At 69.2% G+C, this 18624-nt stretch carries 13 protein-coding genes; 11 read left to right on the top strand and 2 right to left on the bottom strand.

All coding sequences use genetic code 11. The features are described from left to right. Nucleotides 1-14: 14 nt before the first annotated feature. The gene (locus WH07_RS23735; protein WP_046503641.1) at nt 15-1955 is read right to left on the bottom strand and encodes a molybdopterin oxidoreductase family protein; all 1941 of its coding nucleotides are present in this window, start codon (nt 1953-1955) and stop codon (nt 15-17) included. A 145-nt stretch (nt 1956-2100) separates the two neighbouring features. Further along, a complete protein-coding gene (locus WH07_RS23730; protein ID WP_046503637.1) occupies nt 2101-3072 on the bottom strand; it encodes a 2-dehydropantoate 2-reductase in 972 nt (323 codons plus the stop codon). 199 nt (nt 3073-3271) lie between these two features. Between WH07_RS23730 and WH07_RS23725 the strand changes: the two genes are divergently transcribed. The 11 genes from WH07_RS23725 to WH07_RS23680 all read left to right on the top strand — a co-directional run bounded on the left by WH07_RS23725 (nt 3272) and on the right by WH07_RS23680 (nt 18593). Continuing rightward, nucleotides 3272-4651 carry an OFA family MFS transporter gene (locus WH07_RS23725; protein WP_046503634.1) on the top strand — a complete coding sequence of 460 codons (1380 nt, stop codon included), beginning with the start codon at nt 3272-3274 and terminating at the stop codon, nt 4649-4651. Then, on the top strand, nt 4599-4763 hold the full coding sequence (locus WH07_RS40485; RefSeq protein WP_198533878.1) for an MFS transporter small subunit: 165 nt from the start codon (nt 4599-4601) through the stop codon (nt 4761-4763). The genes WH07_RS23725 and WH07_RS40485 overlap by 53 nt, the downstream gene beginning before the upstream one ends. Nucleotides 4764-4943: 180 nt before the next feature. Next, the gene (locus WH07_RS23720) at nt 4944-5891 is read left to right on the top strand and encodes a beta-ketoacyl-ACP synthase III (protein WP_046503630.1); all 948 of its coding nucleotides are present in this window, start codon (nt 4944-4946) and stop codon (nt 5889-5891) included. Nucleotides 5892-5984: 93 nt separating this feature from the next. Further along, nucleotides 5985-6677: a GntR family transcriptional regulator gene (locus WH07_RS23715; protein ID WP_046503628.1), complete on the top strand. Its 693-nt coding sequence runs from the start codon at nt 5985-5987 to the stop codon at nt 6675-6677. 275 nt (nt 6678-6952) lie between these two features. Next, nucleotides 6953-8134 carry an ROK family transcriptional regulator gene (locus tag WH07_RS23710; RefSeq protein WP_046503625.1) on the top strand — a complete coding sequence of 394 codons (1182 nt, stop codon included), beginning with the start codon at nt 6953-6955 and terminating at the stop codon, nt 8132-8134. A 382-nt stretch (nt 8135-8516) separates the two neighbouring features. Then, nucleotides 8517-10049 (top strand): sugar ABC transporter ATP-binding protein, encoded by a 1533-nt coding sequence (locus tag WH07_RS23705; RefSeq protein WP_079023499.1) that lies wholly within the window; start codon nt 8517-8519, stop codon nt 10047-10049. Further along, entirely contained in the window at nt 10046-11107 is a 1062-nt protein-coding gene (locus tag WH07_RS23700) for an ABC transporter permease (protein ID WP_198533877.1), read from the top strand. The genes WH07_RS23705 and WH07_RS23700 overlap by 4 nt, the downstream gene beginning before the upstream one ends. Nucleotides 11108-11164: 57 nt before the next feature. Beyond that, entirely contained in the window at nt 11165-12205 is a 1041-nt protein-coding gene (locus WH07_RS23695; protein ID WP_046503620.1) for a substrate-binding domain-containing protein, read from the top strand. A 50-nt stretch (nt 12206-12255) separates the two neighbouring features. Then, a complete protein-coding gene (locus tag WH07_RS23690) occupies nt 12256-13467 on the top strand; it encodes a Gfo/Idh/MocA family protein (RefSeq protein ID WP_046503618.1) in 1212 nt (403 codons plus the stop codon). Nucleotides 13468-13557: 90 nt separating this feature from the next. After that, a complete protein-coding gene (locus tag WH07_RS23685; protein WP_046503615.1) occupies nt 13558-14562 on the top strand; it encodes a sugar phosphate isomerase/epimerase family protein in 1005 nt (334 codons plus the stop codon). 341 nt (nt 14563-14903) lie between these two features. After that, entirely contained in the window at nt 14904-18593 is a 3690-nt protein-coding gene (locus WH07_RS23680) for a ThuA domain-containing protein (RefSeq protein WP_046503612.1), read from the top strand. Nucleotides 18594-18624 lie beyond the last annotated feature (31 nt).

Here is an 18624-nt window from a genome sequence, read left to right as displayed (position 1 = left end):
TGATGTTCAGCTCCTCACGCGGACGCGGACAGGGACGCGGTGCTGGTCACGGGCAGCTTCTCGATCCGGATGGCCGACGCCTTGAACTCGGCGGTGCCCGCGATCGGGCAATTGGCCTCGATGGTGAGCTGGTTGGTGTCCACCTCGTCCGGGAAGTGCATGGTCATGAAGGCCAGTCCCGGCCGCAGTCCCGGGTCGATCCAGACCGGTGCCTGGACGGTGCCGCGCCGGGAGCTGATCCGTACCTCCTCGCCGACCGTCACTCCGTACCGCTCGGCGTCCTCCGGGCACAGCTCCACATACTCGCCGCGCCGCAGCGGGGAGGCGAAACTCCCGCTCTGCACACCGGTGTTGTACGAGTCGAGCCGACGGCCCGTGGTGAGCCTGATCGGGAACTGATCATCCGTCAGATCGACCGGCGGGTCGTGCTTGACGATGCCGAACGGCGCGAGCCTGCCGCGCTTGGCGGGGTCCGCCTCCCACAGCCGGCCGTGCAGATAGGTGGGTTCGAGCTTCTCCGTGTCGGGGCACGGCCACTGGATTCCCTGGTGCTCCTCCAGCCGCTCATAGCTCATCCCGTAGTGGTCGGGGGAGACCGAACGCAGCTCGTTCCAGACCGACTCGGCGTCCGCGTACTTCCAGGGGTGCCCGAGGCGGCCCGCCAGATCGCAGATGATGTCGATGTCCTCGCGGGCCTCGCCCGGCGGCTCGACGGCCTTGCGGACCCGCTGGACCCGGCGCTCGCTGTTGGTGGTGGTGCCGTCGGTCTCGGCCCAGGCGGCCGTGGCGGGCAGGACCACATCGGCGAGTTCGGCGGTCTTGGTGAGGAAGATGTCCTGCACCACCAGGTAGTCGAGCTGTTTCATGCGCTCGACGGCCTGCTCGCTGTCCGCCTCGGACTGGGCGGGGTTCTCACCGATGCAGTAGACGGCTTTGAGGTCGCCGGTCTCCATCGCCTCGAACATGGCCGTCAGGGTCATCCCGTACTGGGGCTGGATGACGGTGTCCCAGGCGGTCTCGAACTTCTGGCGCACGCCCTCCTCCAGGATGTCCTGGAAGCCGGGAAGTCGGTTGGGGATGGCGCCCATGTCGCCGCCGCCCTGCACGTTGTTCTGGCCGCGCAGCGGCTGCACCCCCGAGCCGTACCGGCCGACATGCCCGGTGAGCAGGGCGAGGTTGATCAGCGCCCGTACGTTGTCGGTGCCGTTGTGGTGCTCGGTGATGCCCAGGGTCCAGCAGAGCTGCGCGCGCTCGGCGCGGGCGTAGGCATGGGCCAGGTCGCGAATGGCCTCCGCCGGAACGCCCGTCACCTTCTCGGCGACCGAGAGGGTCCAGGGCTCGACCTCGGCCGCGTACTCCTCGAAGCCGGTGGTCGCCCGCTCGATGAACGACACATTGTGCAGTCCCGCGTGGATGATCTCGCGACCGACCGCATGGGCCAGCGGAATGTCCGTACCGACATTCAGCCCGAGCCAGCTCTCCGCCCATTCCGCGGTGGAGGTACGGCGGGGGTCGACGGCGTACATCCGCGCGCCGTTCCTGATTCCCCGCAGCACGTGCTGGAAGAAGATCGGGTGCGCGAATCGCGCGTTGGAGCCCCACATCACGATCAGATCGGTGTGGTCGACCTCGCCGTACGAGGAAGTGCCGCCACCGGATCCGAAGACCGCGGAGAGCCCGGCCACACTGGGCGCGTGACAGGTCCTGTTGCAGGAATCCACATTGTTGGTGCCCATGACCACGCGGGCGAACTTCTGCGCCACGTAGTTCATCTCATTGGTCGCGCGTGCGCACGAGAACATCCCGAACGCTCCGCGCGCGGCGCCAAGGCCTTGCGCGGCCCGGTCCAGCGCCTCGTCCCAGCTCGCCCTGCGGAGAGGGCCGCCCTTCTCGTCCCGCACCATCGGATAGGTGATACGGGCATATGTCTTCGGTGTCCGGTCTCGCTTCTTCACGCCGCGCTCTCCTCATGAGTGAGGGCCAACTGGCCGCGCCCATTGCATACAGTATTCAGAGGGCGGGTACGCGTGGGAACCCCTCGTAAGGGAATTGACGCGTACCCGCCTGTCGCGAGCGGGGATCAGGTAGGGCCGTGCGGGATCAGGCGGCCGCCCCGCGAGCCAGCAGATCCGAGATCGCTTCCACCGTGCGGAGCGTGGGAACCGGCACCCCGGTGAACTCTGCCAGCTCGACCACGGCGGCGAGCAGGACGTCCAGCTCCAGCGGTTTGCCCTTCTCCAGGTCCTGGAGCGTGGACGTGCGGTGGTCGCCCACCCGCTCGGCCCCCGCCAGCCGCTTCTCGATGGAGATGTCCGGGCGGCAGCCCAGCGCCTCCGCGACGGCCAGGGTCTCGGACATCATGTGCTCGATGACCTGGCGGGTGCTGGAGTGCAGGCACATCTCCCGCATGGTGGCCCTGGTGAGGGCGCTGATCGGGTTGAAGGAGATATTGCCGAGGAGCTTGATCCAGATGTCATGGCGCAACTCGGGCTCGACGGGGCATTTGAGGCCGCCCGTCCGCATTGCTTCGCTGAATTCCAGACACCTCGGCGACACCGAACGGTTGGGTTCGCCGATGGAGAACCGGGTTCCTTCGAGGTGCCGGACGACGCCCGGACCCTCCAGTTCCGTCGCGGCGTAGACCACGCATCCGATGGCACGCTCGGGCGGCAGTACGGCACTGACGGAACCGAGCGGATCCACACTCTCGACCCGGCGGCCGTCATGCGGACCGCCATGGCCGTGGAAATACCACCAGGGGATGCCGTTCTGAGCGGCGATCACCGCGGTGTTCTCCTTGAACAGCGGAGTCACAAGCGGCCCGCACGCCGCGTACGAATTCGCCTTCAGGCCGAGGAACACATAGTCGACCGGACCGATGTCCTCGGGCCGGTCGGTGGCGTGCACCCGCGCGGTGAAATCGCCGCGAGGGCTGAGCACCCTGACTCCGTGCTCTCTCATGGCTGCGAGATGCGGCCCACGGGCGATGAGATGAACGTCGGCGCCCGCTCGATCGAGGGCTGCTCCGACATAGGCGCCGATCGCTCCGGCGCCGACAACTGCGACTTTCACGGTGGGGCTCTCCGTTCGGTTTGAGGGGGACCGAGGGAAGGGTCACACTCTGTTGCTCGCACCCGGATGGGCGATATATTGTCTACAGTATGGAGTTCTGGTCGACAAGGCTCCCGTTCGGTATGCAGTCGGCAAACTCCGCCCCGGATCTTCAAAGGGATCTTCCCTACCGGCTGGTCGGTTCCTAGAGTTCGCGACCATGACCCCACCACTCGCACCCGCCGGCTGGAGCCGCTGGCTGGTGCCCCCCGCCGCGCTGTCGGTGCACCTCTCGATCGGCCAGGCCTATGCCTGGAGTGTGTTCAAACCCGCTCTTGAATCCGCACTCGGTCTCTCCGGCACCGCGAGCGCTCTCCCCTTCCAGCTCGGCATCGTCATGCTGGGCCTGTCGGCCGCGTTCGGCGGCACCCTCGTCGAACGCAACGGGCCTCGCTGGGCGATGACCGTCGCCCTCTGCTGTTTCTCCTCGGGCTTTCTGCTCGCCGCGCTCGGCGCCGCCACCGAGCAGTACTGGCTGATCGTCTTCGGCTACGGATTCGTCGGCGGCATAGGCCTCGGCATCGGCTACATCTCCCCGGTCTCCACCCTGATCAAGTGGTTCCCCGACCGGCCCGGCATGGCCACCGGCATCGCCATCATGGGCTTCGGCGGCGGCGCCCTCATCGCCTCGCCGTGGTCCGCGCAGATGCTGGAGTCGTACGGGACGGACAGCGGCGGCATCGCGCTCGCCTTCCTGACGCACGGTCTGGTGTACGCGGTGTTCATGTCGCTCGGCGTGCTGCTGGTCAGGGTGCCGAGGCCCGGCGACCGGCCCTCCCAGGGCACGGCGCGGCCCGCCGCGGGCGCGCTGATCTCGACCGCCCAGGTCTCGGCGCGCTCCGCCGTGCGCACCCCCCAGTTCTGGTGCCTGTGGGTCGTGCTCTGCATGAACGTCACCGCGGGCATCGGGATCCTGGAGAAGGCCGCCCCGATGATCACCGACTTCTTCGCGAAGACGGACACCCCGGTCTCCGTGTCGGCCGCGGCCGGCTTCGTGGCGCTGCTCTCCGCCGCCAACATGGCCGGGCGCATCGGCTGGTCGTCCACCTCGGACCTGATCGGCCGCAAGAACATGTACCGCGTCTATCTGGGCGTGGGCGCGGTGATGTATCTGCTGATCGCGCTGTTCGGCGACACCGCCAAGCCGCTGTTCGTGCTCTGCGCGCTGGTGATCCTCTCCTTCTACGGAGGCGGCTTCGCGACGATCCCCGCGTACCTCAAGGACCTCTTCGGCACCTACCAGGTCGGCGCCATCCACGGCCGGCTGCTCACCGCGTGGTCGACCGCGGGCGTCCTCGGCCCGCTCATCGTCAACGGGGTCGCGGACAGCCAGGAAGCGGCCGGCAGGAGCGGCTCAGGACTGTACGGACTGTCCTTCACCATCATGATCGGCCTGCTGGTCGTCGGCTTCGTCGCCAATGAACTCGTCAGGCCCGTCAACCCCCGCCACCACGTCCCCACCCCGAACGCCTCGAAGGAGGAAGCGGATGACCAGCTCGCCGACGAACAGCAGCACGACGCCCGGGACCGGGCCGCTTGAGACACCCCGGCGTACCGGTCTGATCATTTTCGCCTGGCTTTGGGTGGGACTCCCGCTCGCGTACGGTGTGTACGAACTGGTCCTCAAGGCCAAGCAGCTCTTCACCGGCTGACAGGGCCTAGGGCCCCTGCCCGGCCGGGAATCCGGTCGGGCGGGCCGGTCTCCCGGGGCCGGTTGATCGGGACTCTCCAAGCGGAGCCGGTGAATCCTGTCGGATCACCTGCCCCGTTACCGGTGAGTCGCTGACAAGACTGGAGCACTCCTGACGTCGACAGCAGAGGGGGTCCCGGGCATGACCGGCACTCGTATCGCCGCGCTCGGGCACTATCAGCCCGCCAAGGTGCTCACCAATCATGATCTGGCGGCCATCGTCGACACGAGTGACGAGTGGATCAGCAGCCGCGTCGGCATCAGGACCCGCCATGTCGCCGGTCCCGACGAGCCCGTGGACGAACTGGCCGCGCAGGCGGGCGCCAAGGCGCTCGCCGCCGCCGGACTCACCCCGGCGGACATCGATCTCGTACTCGTCGCCACCTCCACCGCCGTCGACCGCTCGCCGAACACGGCCGCCCGGGTCGCCGCCCGGCTCTCCATGGGCTCGCCCGCGGTGATGGACCTCAATGTGGTCTGCGCGGGCTTCACCCATGCCCTGGCCACCGCCGACCACGCCGTGCGAGCCGGCTCCGCGGCCCGGGTGCTGGTGATCGGCGCGGACAAGATGACCGCGGTCACCGACTGGGCGGATCGTTCCACCTGTGTGCTGGTCGGGGACGGCGCGGGCGCGGCGGTGGTCGTGGCGGACGAGACCGCCGGGGAGCCGGGGATCGGCCCGGTGCTCTGGGGCTCGGTGCCGGAGATGGGACATGCCGTACGGATCGAGGGCACTCCGTCCCGGTTCGCCCAGGAGGGCCAGTCCGTCTACCGCTGGGCCACCACCCAGTTGCCGCCGATCGCACGGAAGGTCTGCGAGCGGGCGGGGCTCGCTCCCGAGGATCTGGCCGCGGTCGTACTCCACCAGGCGAACCTGCGGATCATCGAGCCCGTCGCCCAGAAGATCGGCGCGATCAACGCCGTCATCGCCCGGGATGTCGTGGTATCGGGTAACACGTCCGCCGCCTCGATCCCCATGGCCCTGTCCAAGCTCGTGGACCGGCGAGAGGTCGAATCCGGGGCCCCAGCATTGCTTTTCGGTTTCGGGGGGAACCTGTCCTATGCGGGCCAGGTGATCCGGTGCCCATAGTTCCGGCCGTTCTCGTAGACTGTAGACGATAGCCAATGTCTTGAAGTGAGTCGCTACTGTCATTGACACCGCCGGCCAAGAGGGGGACCCGCGATGTTGTCCGCGAAACTGGCACAAGGGGCCGTACCCAAGCTCGAACGACCTGGTCCGCTGCGTGAGCGTGTGTACGAAGCCCTGCTCGAACTCATAACGATCAGGCAGCTCCAGCCGGGCCAGCATCTCGTGGAGAGCGAGCTGGCGGGCCATCTCGGTGTCTCCCGGCAGCCGGTGCGCGAGGCGCTCCAGCGGCTCAACACCGAGGGCTGGGTGGATCTGCGTCCGGCCCAGGGCGCCTTCGTCCATGAGCCGACCGAGGAGGAGGCGGACCAGTTGCTCTCGGTCCGTACGCTTCTGGAGGCGGAGGCCGCCCGGCTCGCCGCCGCCAACTCCGGCTCGGCCGGGATCGCCGCGCTGGAGGCGCTGTGCGCCCAGGGGGAGCAGTCCGTGGCGGACGACGATGTCGATCTGACGGTCGCCACCAACGCGGCCTTCCATGCCAAGGTGATGGAGTTGGCGGGCAATCTCGTACTGGCCGAACTGGCCGCGAGAGTGGACCGCCGGGTGCGCTGGTACTACACGCCGGTCGCCCGGCAGCGAGGCAAACAGTCCTGGATCGAGCACCGGGAGCTGATCGCCGCGATCGCGACGAGGGACGAGAGGCGCGCGGTCGAGGTGATGAAGGCGCACACCGAGCACACCCGTACGACCTACCACCACCGCACCCAGTCACCGTCCCGGCCCTCCTGACCGGCCGGGGCGCGGGCTTTCACCGGCGAGTAGCGGGTCCTCGGCGCTTCTCGGGCATTCGGCACAGTCGAGGCGAGCGGTAACAGGCACGAAAAGACGGACACAAGGCCCCACGGGGTCCCAAAAGGCATGCCAAAAAACAGCTTTGTCCTCGGTGTGGAGAAAGTTGGGACGGATTCCCGCTCAACTTCTTCCCACTGAGGGCAAGCGCTGCTACGTTCCCTCGAAAGCCCGGCAAACATGGCCGAGAAGGCGGGGAGGGGCGCGTGAGACGCATGACGGCACGACCCGCGAACGCCCATCAGGCGCGACTGCTCAGACTGCTGCGCGACGGTGGGCCCAACTCCCGCGCGCAGCTCGGCGACCAGGTGGACCTGTCGCGCTCCAAGCTCGCCGTCGAGGTGGACCGTCTGCTGGAGACCGGACTGGTCGTCGCCGACGGACTCGCCGCCTCGCGCGGCGGCCGGCGTTCCCACAACATCCGGCTGGCGCCCGCCCTGCGCTTCCTCGGGGTCGACATCGGCGCCACATCCATCGATGTGGCCGTGACCAACGCCGAGCTGGAGGTGCTGGGGCATCTCAACCACCCCATGGACGTCCGCGAAGGGCCCGTCGCCATCTTCGAGCAGGTGCTCGCCATGGCGGCCAAGCTCAAGGTCACCGGGCTCGCCGAGGAGTTCGACGGGGCGGGGATCGGTGTCCCCGGTCCTGTCCGCTTCCCCGAGGGCGTGCCCGTCGCGCCGCCGATCATGCCCGGCTGGGACGGCTTTCCGGTACGGGAGGCCCTCAGCCAGGAGCTGGGCTGCCCCGTCATGGTCGACAACGATGTGAACCTGATGGCGATGGGGGAGCAGCACGCGGGCGTCGCGCGCTCCGCGGGGGACTTCCTCTGCATCAAGATCGGCACCGGTATCGGCTGCGGCATCGTCGTCGGCGGCGAGGTCTACCGCGGTACGACCGGCAGCGCCGGGGACATCGGCCATATCCAGGTCGTGGCGGACGGCCGTGCCTGCGCCTGTGGCAACAAGGGCTGTCTGGAGGCCTACTTCAGCGGCGCCGCGCTCGCCCGTGACGCCGAGGACGCGGCGCGCACCGGGCGCTCGCCCGAACTGGCCGCCCGGCTGGAGGAGTCGGGCCGGCTGACCGCGGTGGATGTCGCCGCGGCGGCGGCCGCCGGAGACCCCACCGCGCTCGACCTCATCCGCGAGGGCGGGAACCGGGTCGGCCAGGTGATCGCCGGACTCGTCAGCTTCTTCAACCCGGCGCTGGTCGTGATCGGCGGCGGGGTGACCGGCCTCGGCCACACGCTGCTGGCCAGCGTGCGTACCCAGGTCTACCGGCAGTCGCTGCCGCTGGCCACCGGCAATCTCCCCATAGTCCTGGGCGAGTTGGGCCCGACCGCCGGGGTCACCGGCGCGGCCCGGCTCATCAGCGACCACCTGTTCTCACCGGCCTAGGCCGGTACCGCACCACGCACCACCGGGCACCACCGCACCACCCCGTACGAACCGCACCACCCGCACGAGCCGCGCCACCCGCAAGAGCCGCACCACCAGCACCGCCGGGCACCACCCGTACGAGCCGCCCCACCGGCACCCCTGCACCGCCGGGCACCACCCCGTACCGGACCGGACGCACCACCCGAACGACCAGCACGAGCCGTACCACCCGCACCACCCCGTACGAGCCGCACCCGCATCCGAAGTCGCTGCGCTCCCGCGAGCCGCAGCACCCGTACGAGCCGCACACCACCCATCACAGCGCCGCCGCACCTGGCTCCGCCCTGCCCTTGTCCAGTCCTGCCCGCGGGGCGGGCCGCATCCGCCGAGGGGATACGCCATGGCACCAGCACCACCAGAAACCCTTCTGCTCACCATGTCCGGCATCATCAAGACGTTTCCCGGTGTCCGCGCGCTCGACGGTGTGGACCTGGAGGTCCAGGCGGGCGAGGTCCACTGCCTGCTCGGCCAGAACGGCGCCGGCAAGTCCACCCTCATCAAGGTGCTCGCCGGGGCCCACCAGCCCGACGGCGGAGTGATCACCTGGCGGGGCGAAGCGGTCACACTCAAGTCGCCCATCGCCGCCATGCGGCTGGGCATCGCGACCATCTACCAGGAACTCGACCTGGTCGAGGGCCTGTCCGTCGCCGAGAACATCTTCCTCGGCCATGAGCCCACCAGCGCCGGCTTCGTCATCAAGGGCCGGGAGGCCAGGGCCGCGGCGACCGCGCTGCTCAAGCGGCTCGGCCACCCCGAGATCCAGGCGCACACGCCCGTCGGTGAACTCTCCGCCGCCCAGCAGCAGATCGTGTCCATGGCCCGCGCGCTCTCCCACGACGTACGGCTCATCGTGATGGACGAACCGTCCGCCGCCCTCGACCCCGACGAGGTCGACAACCTCTTCCGGGTCGTCTCCACCCTGACCGCCGACGGTGTGGCCGTCATCTACATCTCCCACCGGCTGGAGGAGATCCGGCGCATCGGCGACCGGGTCACCGTCATCAAGGACGGCCGTACGGTGGCCGTCGCGCTGCCGGCGAAGGAGACCCCGACGCGCGAGGTCGTCGCCCTGATGACCGGCCGCAACGTCGAGTACGTCTTCCCCGAGCGGCCCGCCGCGCCCCCCTCCGCCGACGCCGAGCCCGTACTGCGGGTCGAAGGCCTCACCAGGACCGGGGAGTTCGAGCCGGTCGACCTCGAACTGCGGCCCGGCGAGATCGTTGGACTCGCGGGGCTCGTGGGCTCGGGACGCTCCGAGATCCTGGAGACCATCTACGGGGCGCGCAAGCCCACCGCGGGGCGTGTCCTCGTCGGCGGCGCCCCGCTGCGGCCCGGCAGCGTACCCTCCGCCGTCCGCGCGGGACTCGGTCTGGCGCCCGAGGAGCGCAAGGCCCAGGCCCTGCTGATGCTCGAATCGGTCACCCGCAATGTGTCGGTGTCCTCGCTCCCGCGGTTCGCGCGGATCGGCTGGCTCGACCGCTCGGCCGAGCGGACCGCGGCCAGGAAGGCCACCAGGGAACTCTCCCTGCGCCCCGACAACCCCGAGGCCCGGATCCGCACCCTCTCCGGCGGCAACCAGCAGAAGGCGGTCCTCGCCCGCTGGCTGCTCCGCGGCTGCCGGGTCCTGCTGCTCGACGAACCCACCCGGGGCGTCGACGTCGGCGCCCGCGCCGAGCTGTACGCCGTGATCCGCCGGCTGGCCGACGAAGGCCTCGCCGTGCTGCTCGTCTCCAGCGAGGTCCCCGAAGTACTGGGCCTCGCCGACCGGGTGCTGGTGCTCCGGGAGGGCCGGGTCGTCCACCGGGCGCCCGCCCAGGAGCTCGACGAGCACCGTGTACTCGACCTTGTGATGGAAGGGAGCCCGACGCCATGAAACAGCCTGCCTCCGAGGCACAGCAGGGCGGGCCCGAAGCCGCGCCCGAGCCGCCCGTCCTGTCCGCGTCCACAGCCAAGTCCGCGGAGGAGAAGGGCGGTTGGCGAAGCCTCGGGCTGCGTCTCGACGTCCGTAACCTCTCGCTGCTCGGGGTGCTCGCCGCGCTGATCGTGGTCGGCGGCATCACCAAGCCCGAGCAGTTCCTGGACACCAACAACCTCCAGCTCGTCCTCACCCAGGCCTCGGTCATCGGTGTGGTCACGGTCGGCATGACCTTTGTGATCACCAGCGGCGGCATCGACCTGTCGGTCGGCGCCATCGTGGCCCTCTCCTCGGTCTGGGCGACCACGCTCGCCACCCAGCAGTACGGCTTCGCCGGCATCCTGTTCACCGCGGTGGTGGTCGGTCTGGGCTGCGGTCTGGTGAACGGGCTGCTCATCGCGTACGGCGGGATGGTGCCGTTCATCGCCACCCTCGCGATGCTGGCCTCCGCCCGGGGCCTCGCCCTCCAGATCACCGAGGGCAAGACCCAGATCGTCACCGTGAACTCGGTGCTCGATCTCGGCATACCCGACTCGTACGTCCTGGGCGTCCCGCCGCTCGTGCTGGTCTTCGCGGCCGTCACGGTGATCGGCTGGCTGGTGCTGAACCGTACGACCTTCGGGCGGCGCACCGTCGCCGTCGGCGGCAACGCCGAGGCCGCCAGGCTCGCCGGTATCGACGTACGGCGCCAGCGGCTCTATCTCTATCTGCTCTCCGGGCTCTGCTGCGGTATCGCGGCCTTCCTGCTGATCATCCTGGCCGGCTCGGGACAGAACACCAACGGAAACCTGTACGAGCTGGACGCCATCGCCGCCGCGATCATCGGCGGCACCCTGCTCAGCGGCGGCCGCGGCACCATCGTCGGCTCCGTCCTCGGTGTTCTGGTCTTCACCACGATCACCAATATCTTCGCGCTCAACAATCTCCAGAGCGATGTCCAGCAGATCGCGAAGGGCGCCATCATCGTCGCCGCCGTACTGGTCCAGCGCCGCACCATGCGCAACGGCGAGGCCTGACTTCCGGTCTCGCACCCGCTTTCCCTGTACCGCCCTATCCTGAAGGGTTGAACCGCCATGCCAGAAACGAGCCGCAGAGGGCTGCTCTTCGGCACCGCCGCCATCTCCGCGGGTGCCCTCCTCACCGCCTGTACCAGCAATGAGCCCGAGAAGAAGGAGCCGGCGGCCAACAGCCAGCCGGCCGCCGCGGACGACAAGCCCGGCACGCCCGTCACCATCGGTTTCGCGGGCCCCCAGGCCGACCACGGCTGGCTCAACGCGATCAACGAGAACGCCAAGTCGCGTGCGGCGAAGTACTCGGAGGTGACGCTGGACATCACCGAGGGCTCCAACGACACCGCCGCCCAGATCGGCCAGGTCGAGACGCTGATCAACAAGAAGGTCGACGTCCTGGTGATCCTGCCGGCCGACGGCAAGGCGCTCACCCAGGTCGGCCTCAAGGCCATGCGCGCCGGTATCCCGGTCATCAACCTGGACCGGATCTTCGCCGACCCGCAGGCGTACCGCTGCTGGGTCGGTGGCGACAACTACGGCATGGGCGTCAGCGCCGGCAACTACATCGGCGAGAAGCTCAAGGACAAGCCGAACGCCACCGTCATCGAGCTGGCCGGTCTCGACAACCTGGAGCTGACCCAGCAGCGCACCAAGGGCTTCGACGACGCCCTGAAGAACTTCCCGAACATCAAGAAGGTCGCCCGCCAGGCGGCCGACTTCACCGTCGAGTCGGGCCAGGCCAAGATGGCCCAGCTCCTCCAGGCCCAGGCCAGCTTCGACGCCCTGTGGAACCACGACGACGACCAGGGTGTCGGCGCGCTGCGCGCCATCCAGCAGGCGGGCCGCGACGGCTTCCTGATGGTCGGCGGCGCCGGCGCCAAGTCGGCGATGGACGCCATCAAGGCCGACAACAGCGTGCTCAAGGCCACCGTGCTCTACCCGCCCACCATGGCCGCCTCCGCCATCGACCTGGCCCGCGCGCTGGGCCAGTCCAAGGGCGTCAGCGGTCTGGCCGAGCTGGAGATCCCGGTCTCGGTCACGTGCTACTCGGCCGTTGTCGACAAGGAGAATGTCGACCAGTACCTGCCTACGGGCTTTAGCTGACCGGTCCGACAGCGGCCGCCCCCACCAGCGACAGACGAGGAGTACTCCGTATGACCCCCGAAGCGTCGGAGAAAGAGGCCGGTGCGCCACCCGCACTCGGTATCGGCATGGTCGGATACGCGTTCATGGGCGCCGCCCACTCGCAGGGGTGGCGCACCGCGGGACATGTCTTCGACCTGCCGATGCGGCCCGTGCTCGCCGCGATCTGCGGGCGTGACGAGAGCGCGGTACGGGCCGCGGCGGACAGACACGGCTGGGCCGCCGCCGAGACCGACTGGCGGCGGCTCATCGAGCGCGACGATGTGCAGGTGGTCGATGTCTGCACCCCCGGGGACAGCCATGCGGAGATCGCCATCGCCGCGCTGGAGGCGGGCAAGCACGTGCTGTGCGAGAAGCCCCTCGCCAACTCGGTGGCCGAGGCCGAGGCCATGGTCAGGGCCGCCGAGGCGGCGAGGGAGCGCGGCCAGCTCGCCATGGTCGGCTTCAACTACCGCCGGGTGCCCGCGGTCTCGTACGCCAGGCAGCTCATCCAGGAGGGCCGGCTCGGCACGCTGCGGCATGTCCGGGTCACCTATCTCCAGGACTGGCTGGTCGATCCGGAGTTCCCGCTGACCTGGCGGCTCCGACGCGAGCACGCGGGTTCCGGGGCGCTGGGCGACCTGGGTGCGCACATCATCGACCTGGCGCAGTTCCTGACGGGGGAGCTGCTGGTCGGGGTGTCCGCGCTCACGGAGACCTTCGTCAAGGAACGGCCGGTGGTCAGCGGGGCGTCGGCGGGGCTCTCCGCGACCGGCGGCGGCGAGACCGGCCAGGTCACCGTGGACGACGCCGCGATCTTCACCGGCCGGCTGGCCTCGCGCGCGCTGGCCTCCTTCGAGGCCAGCCGCATGGCGGCGGGACGCAAGAACGCGCTGCATCTGGAGATCAACGGCGAGCGCGGTTCGCTCGCCTTCGATCTGGAGCGGCTCAACGAGCTGTCGTTCCACGACCACACCGAGCCCGCGCCCTCGTCCGGCTTCCGCCGGATCCTGGTCACCGAGCCGGAGCATCCGTATCTCGACGCCTGGTGGCCGCCGGGGCACGCGCTCGGCTACGAGCACACCTTCGTCCACCAGGCCCGCGATCTGGTCGAGGCGGTCGCCACCGGGACCGGCCCCGTACCGTCCTTCGCGGACGGGCTCCAGGTGCAGCGGGTGCTGGCCGCGGTGGAGGACAGCGCGGCGAAGAACGCGGTGTACACGCCGGTGCCTTCGCCGTCGTGAACCGGCATGGACACGGCCCAGCAGGTAGAGAAGACGTAGTAGCACCACAGAGCAACGCAGCCACAGAGCGATACAGAGAAGGAGGTCCGAATGCCACGCCCGTTCACGCTGTTCACCGGCCAGTGGGCCGATCTGCCCCTGGAGGAGGTGTGCAGGCACGCCCGTGACTTCGGTTACGACGGCCTGGAACTCGCCTGCTGGGGCGACCACTTCGAGGTCGACAAGGCGCTCTCCGACCCCGGCTATCTGGACAGCCGCCACCAGTTGCTCGACAAGTACGGGCTGAAGTGCTGGGCGATCTCCAACCACCTCGTCGGCCAGGCCGTCTGCGACAGCCCCATCGACGAGCGCCACCAGGGCATCCTGCCGTCCCGTATCTGGGGCGACGGGGAGCCCGAGGGCGTCAGGCAGCGCGCCGCCGCCGAGATCAAGGACACCGCCAGGGCCGCGGCCGCCTTCGGGGTGGACACGGTCATCGGCTTCACCGGCTCCTCGATCTGGCACCTGGTCGCGATGTTCCCGCCCGTACCGCCCGGCATGATCGACCGGGGGTACGAGGACTTCGCGGAGCGGTGGAACCCGATCCTGGACGTCTTCGACGCCGAGGGCGTGCGGTTCGCCCACGAGGTGCACCCCAGCGAGATCGCGTACGACTACTGGACCACGAAGCGCGCGCTGGAGGCGGTCGGCAACCGGCCCGCGTTCGGGCTGAACTTCGACCCGAGCCACTTCGTCTGGCAGGACCTGGACCCGGTCAACTTCCTTTACGACTTCCGGGACCGGATCTACCACGTCGACTGCAAGGAGGCGCGCAAGCGCCTCGACGGCCGCAACGGCCGGCTCGGCTCGCACCTGCCCTGGGGCGACCCGCGGCGCGGCTGGGACTTCGTCTCGGCGGGCCACGGCGACGTCCCGTGGGAGGACGTCTTCCGGATGCTCCGTTCGATCGGGTACGAGGGACCCATCTCGGTCGAGTGGGAGGACGCGGGCATGGACCGGCTCGCGGGAGCGCCGGAGGCCCTCAGGGACCTCAAGCGCTTCGACTTCGACCCCCCCACCGCGTCCTTCGACGCGGCCTTCGGCGGCGGGGAGTAGCGCCTTCGGCTCCCGCGGGGCCGGGCAGAGCCTGGTGGTGACCCCATGCCACCGGGCGGTCCGGCCTGCCCGGAATCCGCTTTGTCCTGGGGGAGGAAAAAGTACAACTTCTCCTCTGCGCAAGGTCTTTCGGTCCCGGACGAACACAGCTACGGTCCACTGAGATGTACAGGACATAGGTGGTCTCCGATGTGACGGCGCACTTCGGCGACGTGGCCACCTCCCCCGGGGACCCGGTGCAGGACGAGCACCCGGTCCCTCCCCGGGGAGGCGAGCGCGACTCATGAATACCGCGCTCCTTGGCACCAGCACGTACGAACAGCCCATTGTGGAGGACTTTCGTGCACAGAAAACGCCCCAGAGCCAGAACCCTCCTCGCACTCCTGACGGGCGCGCTGCTCGCAGGCTCGAGCCTCAGCGCCGTACCCGCCGCCGCGCACCCGGACCACCCGGACGCCGCGGCGGAAAGCTTTCAGCAGGTGACCCTCGCGAAGGGCGCCGACGAGGTGGGCGAGCCGATGTCGCTCGCCGTCCTGCCGGACCGGCGGGTACTGCACACCTCGCGCGACGGCACGCTCCGGATCACCGACGCCGGCGGCGACACCACCATCGCCGGCACGCTGGACGTCTACAACCATGACGAGGAAGGTCTCCAGGGCGTCGGGGTCGACCCCGACTTCGCCGAGAACCGGGCGATCTATCTCTTCTACGCCCCCAAGCTCAACACCCCCGCCGGCGACGCGCCCGAGAACGGCACGGCCGCCGACTTCGCCCCCTTCGACGGGTACAACCGCCTCTCGCGCTTCACGCTCAACGAGGACGGCACCCTCAACAAGGCGAGCGAGAAGAAGGTCCTCGACGTCGCCACCTCGCGCGGCACCTGCTGCCATGTCGGCGGCGACATCGCCTTCGACGCGGAGGGCAACCTCTATCTGTCGACGGGTGACGACACCAACCCCTTTGCCTCCGACGGCTACACGCCGATCGACGAACGGGCCACCCGCAATCCGGCGTTCGACGCCCAGCGCAGCTCCGGCAACACCAACGACCTGCGTGGCAAGGTCCTCCGTATCAAGGTCGCGGAAGACGGCTCGTACACCATCCCGGAGGGCAACCTCTTCGCCCCGGGCACCGAGAAGACGCGGCCCGAGATCTACGCGATGGGGTTCCGCAACCCCTTCCGCATCTCCGTGGACCAGAAGACCGGTGTCGTGTACGTCGGTGACTACGGCCCGGACGCCGGCGCGGCGTCGCCGACCCGCGGCCCGGCCGGTCAGGTGGAGTTCGCCCGGGTCACCGAGGCCGGGAACTTCGGCTGGCCGTACTGCACCGGCAAGAACGACGCCTACATCGACTACGACTTCGGGACGCAGGCCTCCGGCGCCGCCTTCGACTGCGCGGCACCGAAGAACACCTCGCCCCACAACACCGGACTGACGGACCTCCCGCCGGCGCAGCCCGCGTGGATCCCGTACGACGGCGGCAGCGTGCCCGAGTTCGGCTCCGGCTCCGAGTCGCCGACCGGCGGCCCGGTCTACCGGTACGACGCGGACCTGGACTCCCCGGTGAAGTTCCCCGAGTCCTACGACGGCGACTTCTTCGCCGGCGAGTTCGGCCGCCAGTGGATCAAGCGGATCGAGCAGGACGAGAACGGCACGGTCGGCTCGATCAACCCGTTCCCGTGGACCGGCACCCAGGTCATGGACATGGAGTTCGGCCCCGACGGCGCGCTCTACGTCCTCGACTACGGCCTGTCCTGGTTCGGCGGCGACGAGCACTCCGCGCTGTACCGCATCGAGAACTCCACGGGCGGCAAGTCGCCGATCGCCGAGGCCAGTGTCAACAAGACCTCCGGCAAGTCCCCGCTGCGGGCGGTCTTCTCCTCCGCGGGCACCGAGGACCCCGACGGCGACGCCCTCACCTACGCGTGGGACTTCGGTGACGGCGGTACCTCCACCGAGGCCAACCCCACGTACACGTACAAGAAGAACGGCACCTACAGCGCACGGCTCACCGTCACCGACCCGACGGAGCGCACCGCGACCGCGTCGGTACGGATCGTCGTGGGCAACACCGCGCCCACGGTGAAGCTCGAACTGCCCGCCGAGGGAACGCTGTTCAACTTCGGGGACACGCTGCCCTTCAAGGTCACGGTCACCGACCCCGAGGACGGTCCGGTCGACTGCTCGAAGGTGATCGTCCGCTACATCCTCGGCCATGACAGCCACGGCCACCCGATCACCTCGGCCAACGGCTGCGAGGGCACGATCACCGCGCCCGCCGACACCGAGCACGACCCCAACGCCAATATCTTCGGAGTCATCGACGCCGAGTACACCGACGGCGGAGGCGGCGGCCAGGCGGCGCTCACCAGCCACGACCAGGCGCAGCTCCAGCCGCGCCACCGGCAGGCCGAGCACTTCAGCTCCGCCTCCGGCATCAGGACGTACGACAAGGCCCCGGCCAACGGCGGCAAGACCGTCGGAGACATCGACGACGGCGACTGGATCTCCTTCACGCCGTACAACCTGACCGGGTCCAAGACCCTGACCGCCCGGATCTCCTCCGGCGGCGCCGGCGGATTCCTTGAGGTACGGACGGGCTCCGCCACCGGCAACCTGCTGGGCTCCGCGCCGGTCCCGGTCACCGGAGGCTGGGAGACCTTCCAGGACATCGACGTACCCCTGCGGTCCGTGCCGACCAGGACCACCGAGCTGTTCCTGGTCTTCAAGGGCGCCACCGGCCAGGGAGCGCTCTTCGACCTGGACGACTTCCAGCTCTCCACGGCGGTGCCGGGCAAGACCGAGAAGCGGGTCCTGGTCTTCTCCAGGACCGCCGGGTTCCGCCACGACTCGATCCCCCAGGGTGTCGCCGCGCTCAAGGAGCTGGGCGCCACCACCGGGATCAAGGTCGACGCCACCGAGACGGGCGCCCAGTTCACCACGAACAACCTCGCCCGGTACGACGCGGTGGTCTTCCTCTCCACCACCGGTGATGTCCTCAACGCCGACCAGCAGAAGGCGTTCGAGAACTATGTCGCCACCGGCGGCGGCTACATGGGTGTGCACGCCGCGGCGGACACCGAGTACGACTGGGCCTTCTACGGCGGTCTGGTGGGCGCGTACTTCCAGGGCCACCCGCAGATCCAGCCCGCGACCGTCCGGGTCGAGGACCACGACCACCCGTCGACCGCCCATCTGGACGACGAGTGGCAGCGCACCGACGAGTGGTACAACTACCGCACCAACCCGCGTGAGCAGGCACGGGTCCTCGCCACCCTGGACGAGACCACCTACCAGGGCGGCACCATGAAGGGCGACCACCCGATCGCCTGGTGCCAGACCTACGAGGGCGGCCGGGCCTTCTACACCGGCGGCGGCCACACCAAGGAGTCGTACGCGGACCCCGCCTTCCGTCAGCACCTGCTCGGCGGACTGCGCTACGCGGCCGGCCAGGTGAAGGCGGACTGCAAGCCCAGGACCGGCTACCGGGACCTCTTCAACGGCAAGACGACGGAGGGCTGGAAGCAGGCCGGACCGGGCAAGTTCAACGTCGTGGACGGTGAACTGCGCTCCGAGGGCGGCATGGGCCTGCTCTGGTACCAGGCCAAGGAGTTCAAGTCCTACTCCCTGAAGCTGGACTGGAAGCTCGCCGGTGACGACAACTCCGGTGTGTTCGTGGGCTTCCCGGCCTCCGACGACCCGTGGTCGGCGGTGGACAAGGGGTACGAGGTGCAGATCGACGCCACCGACACCCCGGACCGCACCACCGGCTCCGTCTACGGCTTCAAGTCGGCCAACGTCAAGGTCAGGGACCAGGTTCTGCGCCCGCCGGGGCAGTGGAACAACTATGAGATCAAGGTCCAGGGCGAGCGTCTGCAGATCTTCCTCAACGGCGTGAAGATCAACGACTTCACCAACACGGACCCGGCGCGCAGCCTGAAGGACGGCTACATCGGGCTGCAGAACCACGGCGCCGACGACCAGACGTCCTTCCGCAACATCCAGCTCAAGGAACTGCCGGCCTCCTAGGGACACCTGGGACGGGCGGCCCGTCAGCCGG

The organism is Streptomyces odonnellii, assembly GCF_000981895.1.
GTDB classification, from domain to species: domain Bacteria; phylum Actinomycetota; class Actinomycetes; order Streptomycetales; family Streptomycetaceae; genus Streptomyces; species Streptomyces odonnellii.
Note: the sequence above shows the minus strand (reverse complement) of the source record. Positions and strands in the feature narration are given on the sequence as shown.